Origin of the sequence: Stenotrophomonas sp. STM01 (genome assembly GCF_014852135.1) — a bacterium.
Lineage (GTDB): Bacteria > Pseudomonadota > Gammaproteobacteria > Xanthomonadales > Xanthomonadaceae > Stenotrophomonas > Stenotrophomonas capsici.
The window spans coordinates 64264-78613 of record NZ_JACVBA010000005.1; the positions used below are offsets into that span (position 1 = coordinate 64264).

Below are 14350 nucleotides of genomic sequence, written 5' to 3' on the forward strand. Positions count from 1 at the left end.
AGGACCCAGCCGTTGCACGTGGTCACGCCGGGTGCTTGCCTGGCTTACTTCTCGACGAAGGCCCGCTCGAACACGTAGTGCCCCGGCGTGCCGATGCGGGTGGAGACTTCAAAGCCGCGTGCGTCGAGCACGCTGCGCAGGTCGGCCAGCATCTGCGGGCTGCCGCAGATCATGAAGCGGTCGTTGGCCGGGTCCAGCGTCGGCAGGCCCAGGCGTTGCTGCATCTGCCCGGTTTCCATCAGCGTGGTCAACCGGCCCTGGTTGGGGAACGGCTCGCGGGTGACCGCCGGGTAGTACAGCAGCTTGTCGCGGACGATGTCGCCCAGGATCTCGTCCTGCGGCAGTTCCTTCTCGAAGTAGTCGCGGTAGGCCAGGTCTTTCTCGAAGCGCACGCCGTGGCAGACGATGACCTTCTCGAAGCGCTCGTAGGTTTCCGGGTCCTTGACGATGCTCAGCCAGGGCGCCAGGCCGGTACCGGTGCCCAGCAGGTACAGGTGCTTGCCCGGGTGCAGGTCGCTGATCAGCAGGGTGCCGGTGGGCTTCTTGCCGACCAGGACCTTGTCGCCCACCTTCAGGTGCTGCAGGCGCGAGGTCAGCGGGCCGTCCTGCACCTTGATGCTGAAGAAGTGCAGCTGCTCTTCCCAGTTGGCGCTGGCGATGGAATAGGCGCGCATCAGCGGGCGGGCGCCTTCGTTTTCCAGGCCGATCATCACGAACTGGCCGTTGTCGAAGCGGAAGCCGCTGTCGCGGGTGGTGGAGAAACTGAAGTAGGCGTCCGTCCAGTGACGGACCTCGAGCACCGTTTCGGCGCCAAAAGCGGAAGACATTGCTGTGGTTCGGATTTGGAGTGTCGCGGGTATTCTAGCCGAATTGACCCAAATGGGAATGAATCGCATTTGAGGCGATTTGCCCGGTCCCATCACCGGAGAGGCGGTTCGGCGCCCTCCCTTTGCCGCTGGCGAGGGGGCGGTTGGGGAGTGGACATGGCTCGGCACCCTCCGCTGGCTTCCCGGCTCAGCGGTAACCCGCCGCCTGCAGCTCGAACAGCTCGGCGTAGCGGCCACCTTCGGTCATCAACTGCGCGTGGGTGCCGCTGGCCTCGATGCGGCCGTCGGCCAGCACCAGGATACGGTCGGCCATGCGCACCGAGGAGAAGCGGTGCGAGATCAGCACGGCGGTGCGGTTGTCCGACAATTCCTTGAAGCGCTGGAACACCTCGAACTCGGCGCGTGCGTCCAACGCGGCGGTGGGCTCGTCGAGGATCATCACCTGCGCATCGCGCATGTAGGCGCGGGCGATGGCGATCTTCTGCCACTGGCCGCCGGACAAATCCACGCCGGTCTTGAAGCGGCGGCCGATCAACTGCGCGTAGCCATTGGGCAGGCCTTCGATCACCTCGTCGGCCAACGCGCGATGGGCGGCATCGCGGATGCGGGCCTGGTCGTCCATGGCTTCGACCAGCCCGACGCCGATGTTCTCCCCGGCAGACAGGTGGTAGCGCACGAAGTCCTGGAAGATCACCCCCATGTTGGCGCGCAGGTCATCCAGGTCGTAATCGCGCAGGTCGCGGCCATCGAGCAGGATGCGGCCTTCATCGGGGTCGTACAGCCGTGCCAGCAGCTTGACCAGGGTGGTCTTGCCGGCACCGTTCTCGCCGACCAGCGCGATCACTTCGCCCGCACGCAACTGGAAGTCGAGGTGCCGCACCGCCCAGCGCTCGGCATCGGGGTAGCGGAAGCCGACGTTCTCGAACACGAAGCCCTCGCGGATGGGACGCGGGATGGCGATGGCATCCGGGGTGGAATGGATCTCGGGCTTGATCGCGAAGAACGAGAACAGGTCGTCCAGGTACAGCGCCTGGCTGGCCACCTGCGAGAAGCCGCTCAGCAGGCCTTCGAGCAGTTGGCGCAGGCGCATGAAGCTGCCCGACAGGAAGGTCAGGTCGCCGATGCTGAACTCGCCACGGATGGTGCGCCAGGCGATGTAGGCATAGGCGGCGTAGTAGCCCAGCGTGCCGAGCGCAGCCAGCAGCGTGCCCCATACCGCACGCTTGCGTGCCAAGGCGCGGTTGGCGCGGTAGAAGCGTTCGGCCAGCAGCTTGTAGCGGTCGATCAGGAAGCGGTGGAGGTTGAAGATCTTCACCTCCTTGGCGGTCTCGACGCTGGCGCCGACCTGGCGCAGGTAGTCAAGCTGGCGCCGCTCCGGCGTCCAGCTGAAATTGAGCGAATAGCCCAGCGTGTTGAAGTGTGATTCGCCGATGAAGGCCGGCACCAGCGCCACCGCCAGCAACAGCATCAGCCACGGTGCGTACATCACCAGCCCGGCGGCGAAGCTGATCACGGTGATCATGTCCTGCGCCTGCCCGAACAGCTGCGCCATCAGGCTCATGCGGCCCATGGTCTGGCGCCGGGCGCGGTCGAGCTTGTCCTGCAGGTCCGGGTCCTCGAAGTCCTCCAGGTCCAGCTCGGCGGCGTGCTCCATCAGGCGCACGCTGGTGGCGTTGGTGAACAGCTCCGACAGCAATGAATCGGCGTAGTTGACCAGCCGGCCGAGCAGGTCCGAGCCGATGGCGATGCCCAGTTCGAGCAGCAGCAGTTCCAGCAGGGTGTTGAGGTGGCCGCTGGCCAGCGCCTCGCCCAGCGGCGGCATCGCGCCGGCACCGGCCAGGCGCACGGCCTCGTCGATGATCAGCTTGCCCACGTACAGCATCGCCACCGGCATCAGCGCGCGGATCAGGCGCAGGCCCAGGCTGGTGAGGGTCAACCAGCGGCTGGTCTGCCAGACCTGCCGCAGGAACGGCGGCAGGTTGCGCATGGCGTCCACGCGCTCACGGAAACTGGGTTGCTTGCCCGAGGCGTTGGTCGGTGCGGAAGCGGGATGCGGCATGGCGGCTCAGGCGGACGGGGGCCGCTTCAGGTTACCGCGTACCGCTGCGTTCAGCCGTCCTTGCCGAGGTCGATGTCGCCCATCTGTGCGTCGTCGCGGCCATCGGGGTTGTCGCGCACGGCTTGGCCGCGCTCACCGAACGAGCGGGTGCCGGTGTCGACATTGAGGTGGTTGTGCACGCCGCGCACGCCATCAATGCCAGCCACCAGCTGTTCGACCTGCTGTTTGGCGGCGGTGCTGGGGACGTCACCGGACAGCGTGACCTGCCCATCCTTGACCTGAACCAGGACCTGCGAGGACTGGCCCTGCTGGCCGAGGCTGCGGACCACGTCATCGCCAATCAGGGTGTCGGAACGTTGTGCTGCCATGGTCGTCTCCTGCAAAAGAAGCCCCAACATGGCGCAAGCGGCGTGAGCATGTCGTTACTTCTCGTTCGGCAGGCTCAGCGGCGCGGGCCTTCCGGCGGTGGCGGATCGGAGGACTGCAGCGCCACCGGCAGGTGCCAGCCGAAATGCATGGCCATCATGCGCAGCCCGAAGCACAGCGCGGCGCCGGCCAGTGCGCAGGGCAGGGGCGGCAGGCCCAGCCAGTAGCCCACGGCCACCACTGCCGCGCCGGCCAGCGCGGCCACCGCGTACAGCTCGGCCTGCAGCACCAGCGGCACCTGCGCGAGCAGTACATCGCGGGCGATGCCGCCGCCGATGCCGGTCAACATGCCCAACGCGGCGGCCATCGGCGGGGCGATGCCGAACGCCAGCGCCTTCTGCGTGCCGGCCACCGCGAACAGGGCCAGGCCCATCGCATCGAACATCCGCACCGGGTACTGCAGGCGCTCGATCAGCGGTGCCCAGAAGAACGTCACCACGCCCGCGGCCAAGGTGATGGCCGGGTAGCGCCAGTCACTGATCGCGGCCACCGGGGTGGCGCCGATCAGCAGGTCACGGGTGATGCCGCCGGCCAGTGCGGCGGCGAAGGACAGCACCAGCACGCCGAAGATATCCAGCCGCCGGCGCACCCCCATCGTCGCCCCGGACAGGGCGAAGACGAAGGTGCCGATGAGGTCGAGGATCAGGACGAGGGTTCCCATGCCGCGTATTGTGCGGTCTGGCGCGGGAACCGGCCATCGGACCAGGCGACGCTGGCCGGGTGCTTGCCTGGCGCTTTCTCAGGGCAGCGGTGGCAGCAGGCCCGCGCCCAGCCGGTTCCAGGCGTTGATCACCGCCACGCCCATGCTCAGGTCGCTGATGCCCTTGTCATCGAAGTGCGGCGCCAGGGCGTCGAAGGCAGCCTGCGACGGGGCGCCGTCGGGCAGGCGGGTCAGGGCTTCGGCCCAGCCCAGTGCGGCGCGCTCGCGGGCATCGAAGAAGCGGCTTTCATGCCAGGCCGGCAGGGTGTCGAGCTTGCGCGGCTCGATGCCGGCCTTGCGCAGCGTGGTCGCATGCATGTCCATGCAGTAGCCGCAGCCATTGATCTGCGACACGCGCAGAAACACCAGTTCAAGCAGGTCTGCGTCGATGGAGCTGTCGTGCACGGCCTTGCTGGTGGCGAGCAGGCCCTTGAACGCCTCGGCAGCCAGGCGGGTATAGGGGACGCGGGGAGAGTCGGACGAAGACATCATGGGCTCCATGACGGCCACGGTGGCCGTCTTTCACTGCAAGGACGCGCCAGCGTCACCGGCTGTGACAGGGGTGGGCAGCTTGTTCGGATTGAGCACGCTGTAGATGGTGGCGATGCGGCCATCGACCACCTCGATGGTGGTGACCGAGTGCAGCTGGCCGGCGTGGAAACGCAGGATGGCCGGCTGCCCGTTGACGCTGCCCAGCCGGGCCGGTTGGGCGCCACCACGCCGCGCGATGGCCCAGAACAGGCGGCCGATGCGCTCGGCACCGAGCAACGGACGGATCGCCGCGGTCACCACGCCGCCGCCGTCGGAAAGCAGGCGCGCATTGGTGTGCAGCAAGGCCTGGATGGCATCGCTGTCGCCGTCCTGGCAGGCGTCCATGAAGCGCGCCAACAGCTGGCGGTGCTGGGTGCCATCGGCTTCGAAGCGCGGCCGGCCGGCCTGCAGGCGCTGGCGGGCGCGGTGGACCAGCTGGCGGCAGTTGGCTTCGCCGTGGCCGAGCAGGCGGGCGATCTGCGGATAGTCGTGGTCGAACACCTCCTTGAGCAGGAAGGCGGCACGTTCGTCGGGGCTGAGCTGTTCGAGCAGGGTCAGGAAGGCCAGCGACAGGTCCTGGGCCAGGGCGTGGACCTGGTCCGGGGCGGGTGGGGCGGGCAGGTCCAGCGAGACCTGCAGCGGCTCCGGCAGCCAGGGGCCGATGTAGTCCACGCGCTGCCGGGAGGCGGCGCGCAGGCGGTCCAGCCCCAGCCGGGTGGTGACGGTGACCAGCCAGGCTTCCGGGTCGGCGATGCTGCCCGGGGCCGCCTCGGCCCAGCGTAGCCAAGCGTCCTGGACGACGTCCTCGGCATCGGCACGGCTGCCGAGCAGGCGGTAAGCGAGCGCCATCAGGCGCGGGCGGTGGGTCTGGAAGGGGGTTTCGGCGTTCATGCGACAAGGACGCTGCAGCGCGGACCGGCGTGACAGTGTAGGAGCGCCGCCGGGCGCGATGCACGGGAGCACGGATTGGAGGGATGTCCGGGTCGGTTGGAACCCCGGCTTCGCGGCCGGGGCCGTTCCAGCCGGGGCGCACGGCTTGGCGGCAGGGCGTAAAATGCCCGGCTGAACCCCCGCCAGCCTTCAGCAAGCGAGCAAGCCGTGACATCGATCAAGCAGGAAGACCTCATCCAGTCCGTCGCCGACGCGCTGCAGTACATCTCGTACTACCACCCGGTCGACTACATCAAGAACCTCGCCGCCGCCTACGAGCGCGAGGAATCGCCGGCCGCCAAGGAGGCGATCGCGCAGATCCTGATCAACTCGCGCATGTGCGCCGAGGGCCACCGCCCGATCTGCCAGGACACCGGCATCGTCACCGTGTTCCTGGAAATCGGCATGAACGTGCGCTGGGACGACGCCACCATGGGTGTCGAGGACATGGCCAACGAGGGCATCCGCCGCGCCTACGCCTACCCGGACAACAAGCTGCGCGCCTCGGTGCTGGCCGACCCGGCCGGCAAGCGTACCAACACCAAGGACAACACCCCGGGCGTGGTCAACATCAAGGTCGTGCCGGGTGACACGGTCGATGTGATCGTCGCCGCCAAGGGCGGTGGTTCGGAGGCCAAGAGCAAGTTCGCCATGCTCAACCCGTCCGACTCCATCGTTGACTGGGTGCTCAAGACCGTGCCGACCATGGGCGCCGGCTGGTGCCCGCCGGGCATGCTCGGCATCGGCATCGGCGGCACCGCCGAGAAGGCGATGCTGCTGGCCAAGGAATCGCTGATGGAGCCGATCGACATCACCGACCTGCAGGCCCGTGGCGCGTCCAACCGCGCCGAAGAGCTGCGCCTGGAGCTGTACGAGAAGGTCAACGCGCTGGGCATCGGCGCACAGGGCCTGGGCGGCCTGACCACGGTGCTGGACATCAAGGTCAAGGACTTCCCGACCCACGCCGCCAACCTGCCGGTGGCGATGATCCCGAACTGCGCCGCCACCCGCCATGCGCACTTCACCCTGGACGGCAGCGGCCCGGTGATGCTGGACCCGCCGTCGCTGGAAGACTGGCCGCAGATCACCTACGACGCCTCCAAGGGCACCCGTGTCGACCTGGACACCGTCACCCCGGAAGAAGTGGCCAGCTGGAAGCCGGGCCAGACCCTGCTGCTCAACGGCAAGCTGCTGACCGGCCGCGACGCCGCGCACAAGCGCATGGTCGACATGCTCAACAAGGGTGAAGAATTGCCGGTCGACCTGAAGGGCCGTTTCATCTACTACGTGGGCCCGGTCGATCCGGTGCGCGACGAAGTGGTGGGCCCGGCCGGCCCGACCACCGCCACCCGCATGGACAAGTTCACCCGCCAGATCCTGGAGCAGACCGGCCTGCTGGGCATGGTCGGCAAGGCCGAGCGTGGCCCGGCCGCGATCGAGGCCATTCGTGACAACAAGTCGGCCTACCTGATGGCGGTCGGCGGTTCGGCCTACCTGGTGTCCAAGGCGATCAAGGCCTCCAGGGTGGTTGGCTTCGCTGACCTGGGCATGGAAGCGATCTACGAGTTCACCGTGCAGGACATGCCGGTGACCGTGGCGGTGGATTCCACCGGCGAATCGGTGCACAAGACCGGCCCGCGCGAATGGCAGGCCCGCATCGGCAAGATTCCGGTGATCGTGGAGTAAGTCCCGCCATTGTCACTGGAGATATCGCGATGGCCCGGGCTATGCTCGGGCCATCGTCGTTTGCGGGCACGTTGACTGCCGGTATGACTTGGTCAGGGAGGATGCATGTCGCGAGATCATGGTTGGTGCCATCGTTGGATGTGGCTTGTGGTAGTGGCTTCTGCCGTGGTGGTCACCGGCTGCAGATCCTATGAGGTGGTCATGCCGGAGACAGCCGCAGGGCGGATCTGTGTAGATCAATGTTCGAGCCGCAAGACGCTGTGCATCAGCGATGCCGAAATGCTCGCCCAAAACGAGGCATCCTTGTGTGAGAGCAGGGCTGAGAGGGTCGAACACAAGTGTGAGCGGATTTATGTGCAGGACAAGGATGTCGAGCGTTGCGAGGTCGTCAATGGCGCGGGCTCATTCTGTCCAGGCGTGGTGGCCAGCACCGGGCCATGCGAGGCGTCTTGGCGTAGTTGTGTGGTTGAGTGCGGCGGTCGGGTGATCGAGCGCTGACTGCGGTCACCATTGTCAGGAAGGGAAAAGTCATGCGAGCTTCCATCGTGCTGTCAGGGGTTCTGGCCGCTTTGCTGCTGGGGTGTGGTAGCTACCGGGAGGTGGCACCGAAGGGAGATCCGGCGGCCTGCGTGACCTATTGCCAGAGCCGTTACCAGGCCTGCAATGCCAACCCGCGCAGTTACGGGGATTGCGGCGAGGCGGGCCGGAACAACCAGTGCGACAAGATCACCAACCCGGAGCTGCGTGGTGCCTGCCAGACCTCGCAGGCGTTCTGCCAGAACCGTTCGGCCGCGGCAGTGTGCGGCGAGCGCCTCAACAGCTGCATGGCCGGCTGCCAATAGACCGCAGGAGCGCCTTCGGGCGCGAGGCTGGGAAGGTTTGAATGTGTGCTGGCTTCGCGGCCGAGGCCGCTCCTGCCGAGGCTAGAATGCCGCATCACCCCTTTGGAAGCTGCCCATGTCCGTCGTGTTGTATGGCTCGCAAAGCACCGCCTCGCTGGTCGTGCACTGGCTGTTGCTCGAACTGGGCATCGAGCACGAACTGCACCAGCTGGACTTCGACCGCCGCGAGCAGAAGTCGGCCGACTACCTGGCGCTGAATCCGGCCGGCCGCGTGCCCACGCTGGTTCTGGACGGGCAGGTGCTGACCGAATCGGCGGCCATCGCCATGCACCTGGCCGATCTGCACCCGCAGGCCGGACTGGCGCCGCTGCCGGGCAGTCCGGCGCGGGGCGATTACTACCGCTGGATCTGCTTCTGCGTGTACACGCTGATGCCGGCCTATCGCGCCTGGTTCTACCCGGAAGAGCCGGCCGGTGAGGCCAACGTCGCCGAGGTGAAGCAGCGCGCGCGCCTGCAGCTGGAAGCGGCCTGGCAGCAGATGGCCGACCACCTGCAGGCGCATGGTCCCTACGTGCTGGGTGAGCAGGCCAGCGTGGTCGATTTCCTGCTGACCATGCTGATGCGCTGGAGCCGCAACATGCCGCGCCCGACCGACCAGTGGCCGGTGCTGGCCGCGCATGCCGCACGCATGAAGGCGCGCCCGGCATTCGCCGAGGTCTACCGCCGCGAGGGCATCACCGACTGGACGTGAGTTGGCGGCGCCCCAACGCCGCCTTCGCGCGACGGCAAGGCGCCAAGCCCGGCTTCAATCCACGAAGTCCTCGTACTTGCGCCCGCCCTGGAACGGCATGAGGTGCTGCTGGATGATCCCCTTCGGCACCGTCTCCAGCTTCATCACGCCGTACTCTTCCGGCCACTGTGCCTGGTCGCGCGGCAGCTTGAAGGTGCCCATCAGCATGTCCACCAACGGCAGGTGGATGGCGTAGTTCACGTCCACGTATTCCTTCTGCCGCGCGTGGTGCCAGTGGTGGTAGCGCGGCAGCACCAGCAGGTACTCCAGCCAGCCGAAGCGGATGCCCAGGTTGGCGTGCGCCAGCACGGCCTGCAGGCCGACCAGGATCACGTAGGCGTTCACCGCGGGCGTGGAAAAGCCCAGGACCAGCAGCGGCAGCAGCACCGCGCTGCGCGTCATCACGATCTCGACGATGTGGATGCGCGAGCCGGCCAGCCAGTCCATGTGGCGGCTGGAGTGGTGCACCGCGTGGAAACGCCAGAGCCAGGGAATGTTGTGGTACGCGCGATGCAACAGGGCCTGGGCCATGTCGGCCACGAACACGGCGATCAGGAACTGCGCCCAGACCGGCAGCGCCTGGATCAACGCTTTCAATGAAGGAAACGCTGCAAGCCCGGCGATGGTTGAGGTGGAGGCGGTCACCAGGATCAGGATGAACTGCACCAACACGTGGCTCATGAAGAAGTAGCCCACGTCGGTGCGCCAGCCGGGCCGCAGCGGCGACAGCACGCGCTTGCCCAGGTAGCGCTCCAGCGGCACGAACACCAGCGCCGAGAAGAACAGGGAAAGCACGAACCAATCCAGGCCGAGCGAGTACGGCGTCTGCCCGACCGGGTCGAACTGCACGTTGGTGCCGCCCAGCAGTACCGCGAGGGTGGCCGTGCCCACGCCCAGGGTGGCGATGCGCTTGTTGCGGTCACGCAGGATGGCGAAGGTGCCCATGATGAAGGCCGCGGCCAGCCCGACCAGCAGCAGGTGGCGGGCGAACTGCTCGTTGTAGACGGCGCGGAACTCGCGGCTGGTCAGCAGTTCGGGGAAGTGGAAGCAGGCGACCGCCATCAGGCTCAGCACCCCCAGCAGGGCAGAACCATAGGCGAAGAACGAACGATGCGGTCGGGTCATACACGGACTTCCTGTCGGGCTCGCAGGGATTCTGCCCGCCGTTCCCGGCATGGGAAAGAGGGGAGGGCGGTTTCACGCGGGCTGCGCGGGTCCAGGCGTAGCGTGGCCGGCAGAGCACGCGCCCGGGGTGCTGGGCGATGGTGCGACGCCGTTGATTCCTGTCCGGAGTGAGCCGATGAGTGTGCTGAGTGTTCCGGTAAGTGCGCAGGACCATTACCAGGGGCGGCTGGATGCGCCCGTGGTGCTGGTCGAGTATGCCGATTACCAGTGCCCCTACTGCGGCGAGGCGTTCTCGCTGGTGAAGCGGCTGCAGCAGCGGTTCGGCGACGAGCTTTGCGTGGTGTTCCGCAACTTCCCGCTGGTCCAGTCGCACCCGCAGGCGCTGCCGGCGGCGATCACGGCCGAGTATGCCGCAGCGCAGGGGCAGTTCTGGCCGGCCCACGATGCCCTGTTCCGCAGCCAGCAGCAGCTGGGTGAGGTGATCTACCGGGAGCTGATGCGCGAACTGGGCCTGCCGGAGGACGGGCTGGTTGCCGCGATGGAGGATGCCCGCTTCATGCGGCGCATCCAGGATGACATCGATGGCGCCCTGCGCAGTGGCGTCGGCGGCACGCCGACGTTCTTCATCAATGGCCGGCTGTTCCAGCCCAGCAAGAGCTTCGAGGAGTTGTACGACGCGATCGTCGCGGCGAAGGCCGCAGAGCGCTGAATGGCGCGCAGACCGTGGCCGCCAGTGGACGGCCACGCCAGGCGGCTCAGTCGATCAGCTGCAGCACCGTCTCCGGCGGGCGGCACAGGGCGGTGCCCTTGGCGGTGCGCACGATCGGCCGGTTGATCAGGACGGGGTGGGCATGCATGGCCTGGACCAGCGCCGGCTCGTCGTCCAGCTTGTCGGCAAGGCCCAGCTCGGCATACGCCGTCTCCTTGCTGCGCAGCAGGTCGCGGGCAGGCATGCCCATTTCGGCAAGCAGCGTGCGCAGCTCGGCGATCGAAGGCGGTGTCTCCAGGTAGTTGATGACCTCCACGTCCACGCGGGCTTCCTGCAGCAGGGCCAGCGCGCCACGTGAATTGGAGCAGCGGTTGTTGTGCCAGAGGGTTGCCTTCATTGCCTTAGTACCACTCCAGCAGGGAGACGCCAACGCCGATGTAGGTGGCCCGGTGGTTGTAGTCGATCATGCTCTCGCCATAACCATCGAACACCTGCACGTGGCCGCGCAGCAGGTTGTTGATCGGGAAGCCGTAGTCCACCTGCAGCGAGCCATGCGAGCGGTCGCCGCTGCGCAGCGAGTGGCGGCCGGTGATGGCCAGTTCGTGGCCATTGCGGTTGTACACCAGGGTGGCATCGCCACGGCCGATGTAGTCCTCGATGTCCGGGTTGTTGTCGTCGCGGTCGCCTTCGGGGATGCGGTACCACGGGCGCAGCATCAGGGCCCAGTTCTCGCGGTCCAGGCCGAAGTTGAAGATCACCCGGTTCCAGCTGCGCGACAGCGGGTCGCTGCGGCCGTTGGACTGGTGGTTGAGGCTGATGCCGGTCATGCGGCCGTTCCAGCCCAGCAGCGAATAGCCGTTGCGGAAGGCCAGCATCACTTCCGGTTCGTAGTTGGTCTCGCGGAACGGGCGCGACAGTTCGCTATTGTAGGCCTGCCAGCGCGAGCTCTGGGTGTAACCGACCCAGATGTCGCCGTTGTCGCCGAACAGGTTCTCGGCCACCTTGGTCTTGAAGCTGAGCTGGAACTTCAGCTCGGTGCTGTTCAGTGCTTCCGGCTCGGTGACCGTGTTGTTGGGATTGGGCGAGTGCGGCATCTCGTTGGGCTTGCTGCTCCAGAATGCGGGCAGCAGGTACACCGGCTTGTAGGCGCGCAGCTGGAACAGGCCGAGCTTGGAGTCCTTGGCCAGCTCCCAGCGGCTGTCCAGCAGCGAGCCGCGGCCGGCGTTGGCGGCCATTGCCGCCAGCTCGTCGTGGGCGAACAGCTCGTTGCGGCGCGGGTCCTCCTCATCCAGGGCCTTGGCACTGACCTTGGCTTCCTTGCGAGCGGCCTGCGCGGCGTTTGCCGCGGCATCGGCGGCACGGGTGTCGGCCGGAGTGCGCCCCAGCGCGCTGTCGTAGCAGGCCAGGCGCGCGGCGTCGGAGTCCAGCGCGAAGCAGGCCTGTGGCGATGCGGGGGCGGTGAGGGATTCCTGGGCCAGCGCGGGGGCGCTGGCGCTGGCCAGGGCGGTCAGCAGGGCATAGCGAAGGGGCGTGTTCGGCATGGTGGGGTTCCGGTCATGGCAAAGGGCCGGGGACTTCCGCAGCAAAGCGGCATCCGTGCTCCGGCGGACATTGTCGGCGATTGCCCCGTGTAGGGGGAGTCTTGGCCGCGCGCTCAGTTGACGAACCACGCCACCGCGAACACTGCGACCATGGTCATGGCCAGGCCCAGCTTGAAGGCCACGCCCAGCACGATGCCCAGCCAGGTGCCGAGGCCGACCTTGGTCGCCTGGCCCAGCTTGCGCCCGTGCAGGTACTCGCCGCCCAGCGCGCCCAGGAAGGGGCCGACGAACAGACCGATCGGCATGAAGAACAGGCCGGCCACCGTACCGACCGCCGAGCCGACCAGCGCCAGGCGGCTGGCGCCCACCTTCTTTGCGCCGATCACCGTCGATATGACGTCGATGATGATGGAAATGACGGTCAAAACGCCAAGCACGACCAGCGTGATCCAGCCGACCCGTTCGAACCCTTCCGTCCAGGCGGCCACCAGTAGGCCCACGAACACCAGCGGGACTCCGGGCAGCGCGGGCAGGATGATGCCGGCGATGCCGGTCAATACGAGCAGGGCCGCAACCGTATAGAAGATGAATGAATAGTCCATATTGGTTCTGAAAGGGTCCATTGGGGGTTGACTTTAACGGCTTCACCGGGATTGCAATTTGATTTTTCCCGGGTTAAGTTGCAGCCGCTGAGCTTGGCAAGGTCACCGTGAATCGTGGCCTGATGGGTAGATCGCACGATTTGCTGCATCGTTGCACCTCGCTTCCTCCTTGCAATCAGCCGCCTTCCGGGGCGTTCCATCAAACGAGAGAGAGCAACAGGGAGTTAGTCGAGATGTCCGATCGCGAAACCGGTACCGTCAAGTGGTTCAACGATGCCAAGGGCTTTGGCTTCATCAGCCGTGAGAATGGTGAGGATGTGTTCGTGCACTTCCGCGCCATCCAGACTCAGGGCTTCAAGAGCCTGAAGGAAGGCCAGAAGGTCTCCTTCACCGTCGTCCAGGGCCAGAAGGGCCTGCAGGCCGACGCCGTGCAGCCGGTCTGATACAGACAGGCTGGCATGACAAAAGAAAGGCCCGCGCAAGCGGGCCTTTCCTTTTTCGGCGTGGCGGTTGCCTGGATCAGCGCAGTACCACGCGGCCATTGACCACGCGGACGTAGGCATTCTCTGCCACGCCGTTGAGGTTCTTCTGGTTGACCATGATCACGCGGCCGTCGTCCATGCGCACCTGGATGTCATAGGACTCGCCGGTGACGTTCTGCTGGATCTTGTTGCCTGCCAGCGCGCCGGCGGCGGCGCCGGCCACGGCGGCGATGTTCTGGTTGCCCTTGCTGCCGCCGGTGTGGTCGGAGATCTCATGGCCGGCCACGGCGCCGACGATGCCGCCCAGGATCGCGCCGGTCGCCGTCGGTGCGGTGCGGCCGGAGGACACGGCGTTGATGCGGGTGACGATGCCGCAATCGGCGCAGCGGTTCTGGTTGTAGTTGTTGCCACTCCCGTAGCCGCCACCGTAGTTGTTACCACCACCGTTGTAGCCGCCGCCGTAACCGGGCGACGTGGCGCAACCGGCCAGAGCCAGACTGGCAATGGCGCCTGCGGCGATCAACTGAATCTTCATGGTGCTTCTCCTTCGCCAGTGAACAAAAAGGTAAGTGCTTACCCGACGGCGTAGATCCTGTCGTTTCACATGTGAATGGAGGGCCAACCACATGTGAACGCGATATTCACCGATGGATTACTTGAAGTCCTGGTGGCAGCTCTTGCAGTCGCTGCCGATCTTCTGGGACAGCGCCGCCAGGCTGGCACAGTCCGCCGCCGGCTTGGCCAGGGCGTCGTTGAGGGTGGCCCGGAAGCGGTTGGCGTGCTGCTGGAACCGCTCGTCGTCACGCAGGCCGGGGAAGGCGACTTCCAGGTCGTTGGCCAGGGCGCGCAGGGTCTGCACGCGCGGGGCGGTGTCGTTGATGGTGCAGCGGTTCTGCTTCTGGCTTTCGCCCAGCAGTTGCACCTGCTTGGACATCACCGTCATCAGGCTGTCGGGGAAATGGTCCTGGCGGGCCTGGATGGCACGCATGCCCATCACCGTCGCCACCACGCCGATCAGCAGGCCGGCGATGAGGACATAGAGATAACGGGCAGCCTTGGACGGCTGGCGGACGGGTTCGGACATATGCGTTGGCTCCGGG

The 14350-nt window shown here is 66.6% G+C and carries 17 protein-coding genes; 5 read left to right on the forward strand and 12 right to left on the reverse strand.

What is annotated here, in order from left to right:
* Positions 1-44 precede the first annotated feature (44 nt).
* From IB227_RS17390 to IB227_RS17415, 6 genes are all read right to left on the reverse strand, one after another.
* The gene (locus IB227_RS17390; protein WP_132864188.1) at positions 45-827 is read right to left on the reverse strand and encodes a ferredoxin--NADP reductase; all 783 of its coding nucleotides are present in this window, start codon (positions 825-827) and stop codon (positions 45-47) included.
* A 187-nt stretch (positions 828-1014) separates the two neighbouring features.
* Entirely contained in the window at positions 1015-2886 is a 1872-nt protein-coding gene (locus IB227_RS17395; protein ID WP_192288429.1) for an ABC transporter ATP-binding protein, read from the reverse strand.
* Positions 2887-2936: 50 nt separating this feature from the next.
* Complete coding sequence (locus tag IB227_RS17400; protein ID WP_192288430.1) at positions 2937-3254, reverse strand: BON domain-containing protein; 318 nt, start codon at positions 3252-3254, stop codon at positions 2937-2939.
* A 74-nt stretch (positions 3255-3328) separates the two neighbouring features.
* Positions 3329-3973 (reverse strand): trimeric intracellular cation channel family protein, encoded by a 645-nt coding sequence (locus IB227_RS17405; protein ID WP_132864185.1) that lies wholly within the window; start codon positions 3971-3973, stop codon positions 3329-3331.
* 78 nt (positions 3974-4051) lie between these two features.
* Positions 4052-4501, reverse strand: a complete 450-nt coding sequence (locus IB227_RS17410) for a carboxymuconolactone decarboxylase family protein (protein WP_192288431.1) — start codon at positions 4499-4501, stop codon at positions 4052-4054.
* Positions 4502-4534: 33 nt separating this feature from the next.
* The gene (locus IB227_RS17415) at positions 4535-5434 is read right to left on the reverse strand and encodes an RNA polymerase sigma-70 factor (protein WP_192288432.1); all 900 of its coding nucleotides are present in this window, start codon (positions 5432-5434) and stop codon (positions 4535-4537) included.
* 207 nt (positions 5435-5641) lie between these two features.
* Here IB227_RS17415 and IB227_RS17420 point away from each other — a divergent pair, with 207 nt between their 5' ends.
* From IB227_RS17420 to IB227_RS17430, 3 genes are all read left to right on the forward strand, one after another.
* Positions 5642-7159: a fumarate hydratase gene (locus IB227_RS17420; protein ID WP_192288433.1), complete on the forward strand. Its 1518-nt coding sequence runs from the start codon at positions 5642-5644 to the stop codon at positions 7157-7159.
* Positions 7160-7689: 530 nt separating this feature from the next.
* Positions 7690-8001, forward strand: coding sequence for a hypothetical protein (locus IB227_RS17425; protein WP_192288434.1), 312 nt, complete (start codon positions 7690-7692; stop codon positions 7999-8001).
* A gap of 115 nt (positions 8002-8116) precedes the next feature.
* Positions 8117-8752 (forward strand): glutathione S-transferase family protein, encoded by a 636-nt coding sequence (locus IB227_RS17430; RefSeq protein WP_192288435.1) that lies wholly within the window; start codon positions 8117-8119, stop codon positions 8750-8752.
* A 54-nt stretch (positions 8753-8806) separates the two neighbouring features.
* On the opposite strand, the gene IB227_RS17435 is transcribed toward IB227_RS17430, so the two are convergent.
* A complete protein-coding gene (locus IB227_RS17435) occupies positions 8807-9916 on the reverse strand; it encodes a sterol desaturase family protein (protein WP_192288436.1) in 1110 nt (369 codons plus the stop codon).
* A gap of 175 nt (positions 9917-10091) precedes the next feature.
* Between IB227_RS17435 and IB227_RS17440 the strand changes: the two genes are divergently transcribed.
* Positions 10092-10625 carry a thioredoxin domain-containing protein gene (locus tag IB227_RS17440; protein ID WP_192288437.1) on the forward strand — a complete coding sequence of 178 codons (534 nt, stop codon included), beginning with the start codon at positions 10092-10094 and terminating at the stop codon, positions 10623-10625.
* 46 nt (positions 10626-10671) lie between these two features.
* Here the strand turns inward: IB227_RS17440 and arsC are convergent, their stop codons facing one another.
* The 3 genes from arsC to IB227_RS17455 all read right to left on the reverse strand — a co-directional run bounded on the left by arsC (position 10672) and on the right by IB227_RS17455 (position 12768).
* Complete coding sequence (gene arsC, locus IB227_RS17445) at positions 10672-11022, reverse strand: arsenate reductase (glutaredoxin) (RefSeq protein ID WP_192288438.1); 351 nt, start codon at positions 11020-11022, stop codon at positions 10672-10674.
* A gap of 4 nt (positions 11023-11026) precedes the next feature.
* Complete coding sequence (locus tag IB227_RS17450) at positions 11027-12166, reverse strand: phospholipase A (protein ID WP_192288439.1); 1140 nt, start codon at positions 12164-12166, stop codon at positions 11027-11029.
* 113 nt (positions 12167-12279) lie between these two features.
* Positions 12280-12768, reverse strand: coding sequence for a DUF456 domain-containing protein (locus tag IB227_RS17455; RefSeq protein ID WP_192288440.1), 489 nt, complete (start codon positions 12766-12768; stop codon positions 12280-12282).
* 233 nt (positions 12769-13001) lie between these two features.
* Here IB227_RS17455 and IB227_RS17460 point away from each other — a divergent pair, with 233 nt between their 5' ends.
* Complete coding sequence (locus IB227_RS17460) at positions 13002-13211, forward strand: cold-shock protein (protein WP_055944114.1); 210 nt, start codon at positions 13002-13004, stop codon at positions 13209-13211.
* Between the two features lie 76 nt (positions 13212-13287).
* On the opposite strand, the gene IB227_RS17465 is transcribed toward IB227_RS17460, so the two are convergent.
* Together IB227_RS17465 and IB227_RS17470 are read right to left on the reverse strand one after the other, a co-directional pair.
* Complete coding sequence (locus tag IB227_RS17465; RefSeq protein ID WP_192288441.1) at positions 13288-13785, reverse strand: glycine zipper 2TM domain-containing protein; 498 nt, start codon at positions 13783-13785, stop codon at positions 13288-13290.
* Between the two features lie 117 nt (positions 13786-13902).
* Complete coding sequence (locus tag IB227_RS17470) at positions 13903-14334, reverse strand: cytochrome c (RefSeq protein ID WP_132864173.1); 432 nt, start codon at positions 14332-14334, stop codon at positions 13903-13905.
* Positions 14335-14350 lie beyond the last annotated feature (16 nt).

Excerpts from the sequence above, each read along its gene's own strand:
- IB227_RS17390 (WP_132864188.1), bottom strand. The coding sequence starts at position 827 with ATGTCTTCCGCTTTTGGCGCCGAAACGGTGCTCGAGGTCCGTCACTGG.
- IB227_RS17395 (WP_192288429.1), bottom strand. The coding sequence starts at position 2,886 with ATGCCGCATCCCGCTTCCGCACCGACCAACGCCTCGGGCAAGCAACCC.
- IB227_RS17400 (WP_192288430.1), bottom strand. The coding sequence starts at position 3,254 with ATGGCAGCACAACGTTCCGACACCCTGATTGGCGATGACGTGGTCCGC.
- IB227_RS17405 (WP_132864185.1), bottom strand. The coding sequence starts at position 3,973 with ATGGGAACCCTCGTCCTGATCCTCGACCTCATCGGCACCTTCGTCTTC.
- IB227_RS17410 (WP_192288431.1), bottom strand. The coding sequence starts at position 4,501 with ATGTCTTCGTCCGACTCTCCCCGCGTCCCCTATACCCGCCTGGCTGCC.
- IB227_RS17415 (WP_192288432.1), bottom strand. The coding sequence starts at position 5,434 with ATGAACGCCGAAACCCCCTTCCAGACCCACCGCCCGCGCCTGATGGCG.
- IB227_RS17425 (WP_192288434.1), top strand. The coding sequence starts at position 7,690 with ATGCGAGCTTCCATCGTGCTGTCAGGGGTTCTGGCCGCTTTGCTGCTG.
- IB227_RS17430 (WP_192288435.1), top strand. The coding sequence starts at position 8,117 with ATGTCCGTCGTGTTGTATGGCTCGCAAAGCACCGCCTCGCTGGTCGTG.
- IB227_RS17435 (WP_192288436.1), bottom strand. The coding sequence starts at position 9,916 with ATGACCCGACCGCATCGTTCGTTCTTCGCCTATGGTTCTGCCCTGCTG.
- IB227_RS17440 (WP_192288437.1), top strand. The coding sequence starts at position 10,092 with ATGAGTGTGCTGAGTGTTCCGGTAAGTGCGCAGGACCATTACCAGGGG.
- arsC (WP_192288438.1), bottom strand. The coding sequence starts at position 11,022 with ATGAAGGCAACCCTCTGGCACAACAACCGCTGCTCCAATTCACGTGGC.
- IB227_RS17450 (WP_192288439.1), bottom strand. The coding sequence starts at position 12,166 with ATGCCGAACACGCCCCTTCGCTATGCCCTGCTGACCGCCCTGGCCAGC.
- IB227_RS17455 (WP_192288440.1), bottom strand. The coding sequence starts at position 12,768 with ATGGACTATTCATTCATCTTCTATACGGTTGCGGCCCTGCTCGTATTG.
- IB227_RS17460 (WP_055944114.1), top strand. The coding sequence starts at position 13,002 with ATGTCCGATCGCGAAACCGGTACCGTCAAGTGGTTCAACGATGCCAAG.
- IB227_RS17465 (WP_192288441.1), bottom strand. The coding sequence starts at position 13,785 with ATGAAGATTCAGTTGATCGCCGCAGGCGCCATTGCCAGTCTGGCTCTG.
- IB227_RS17470 (WP_132864173.1), bottom strand. The coding sequence starts at position 14,334 with ATGTCCGAACCCGTCCGCCAGCCGTCCAAGGCTGCCCGTTATCTCTAT.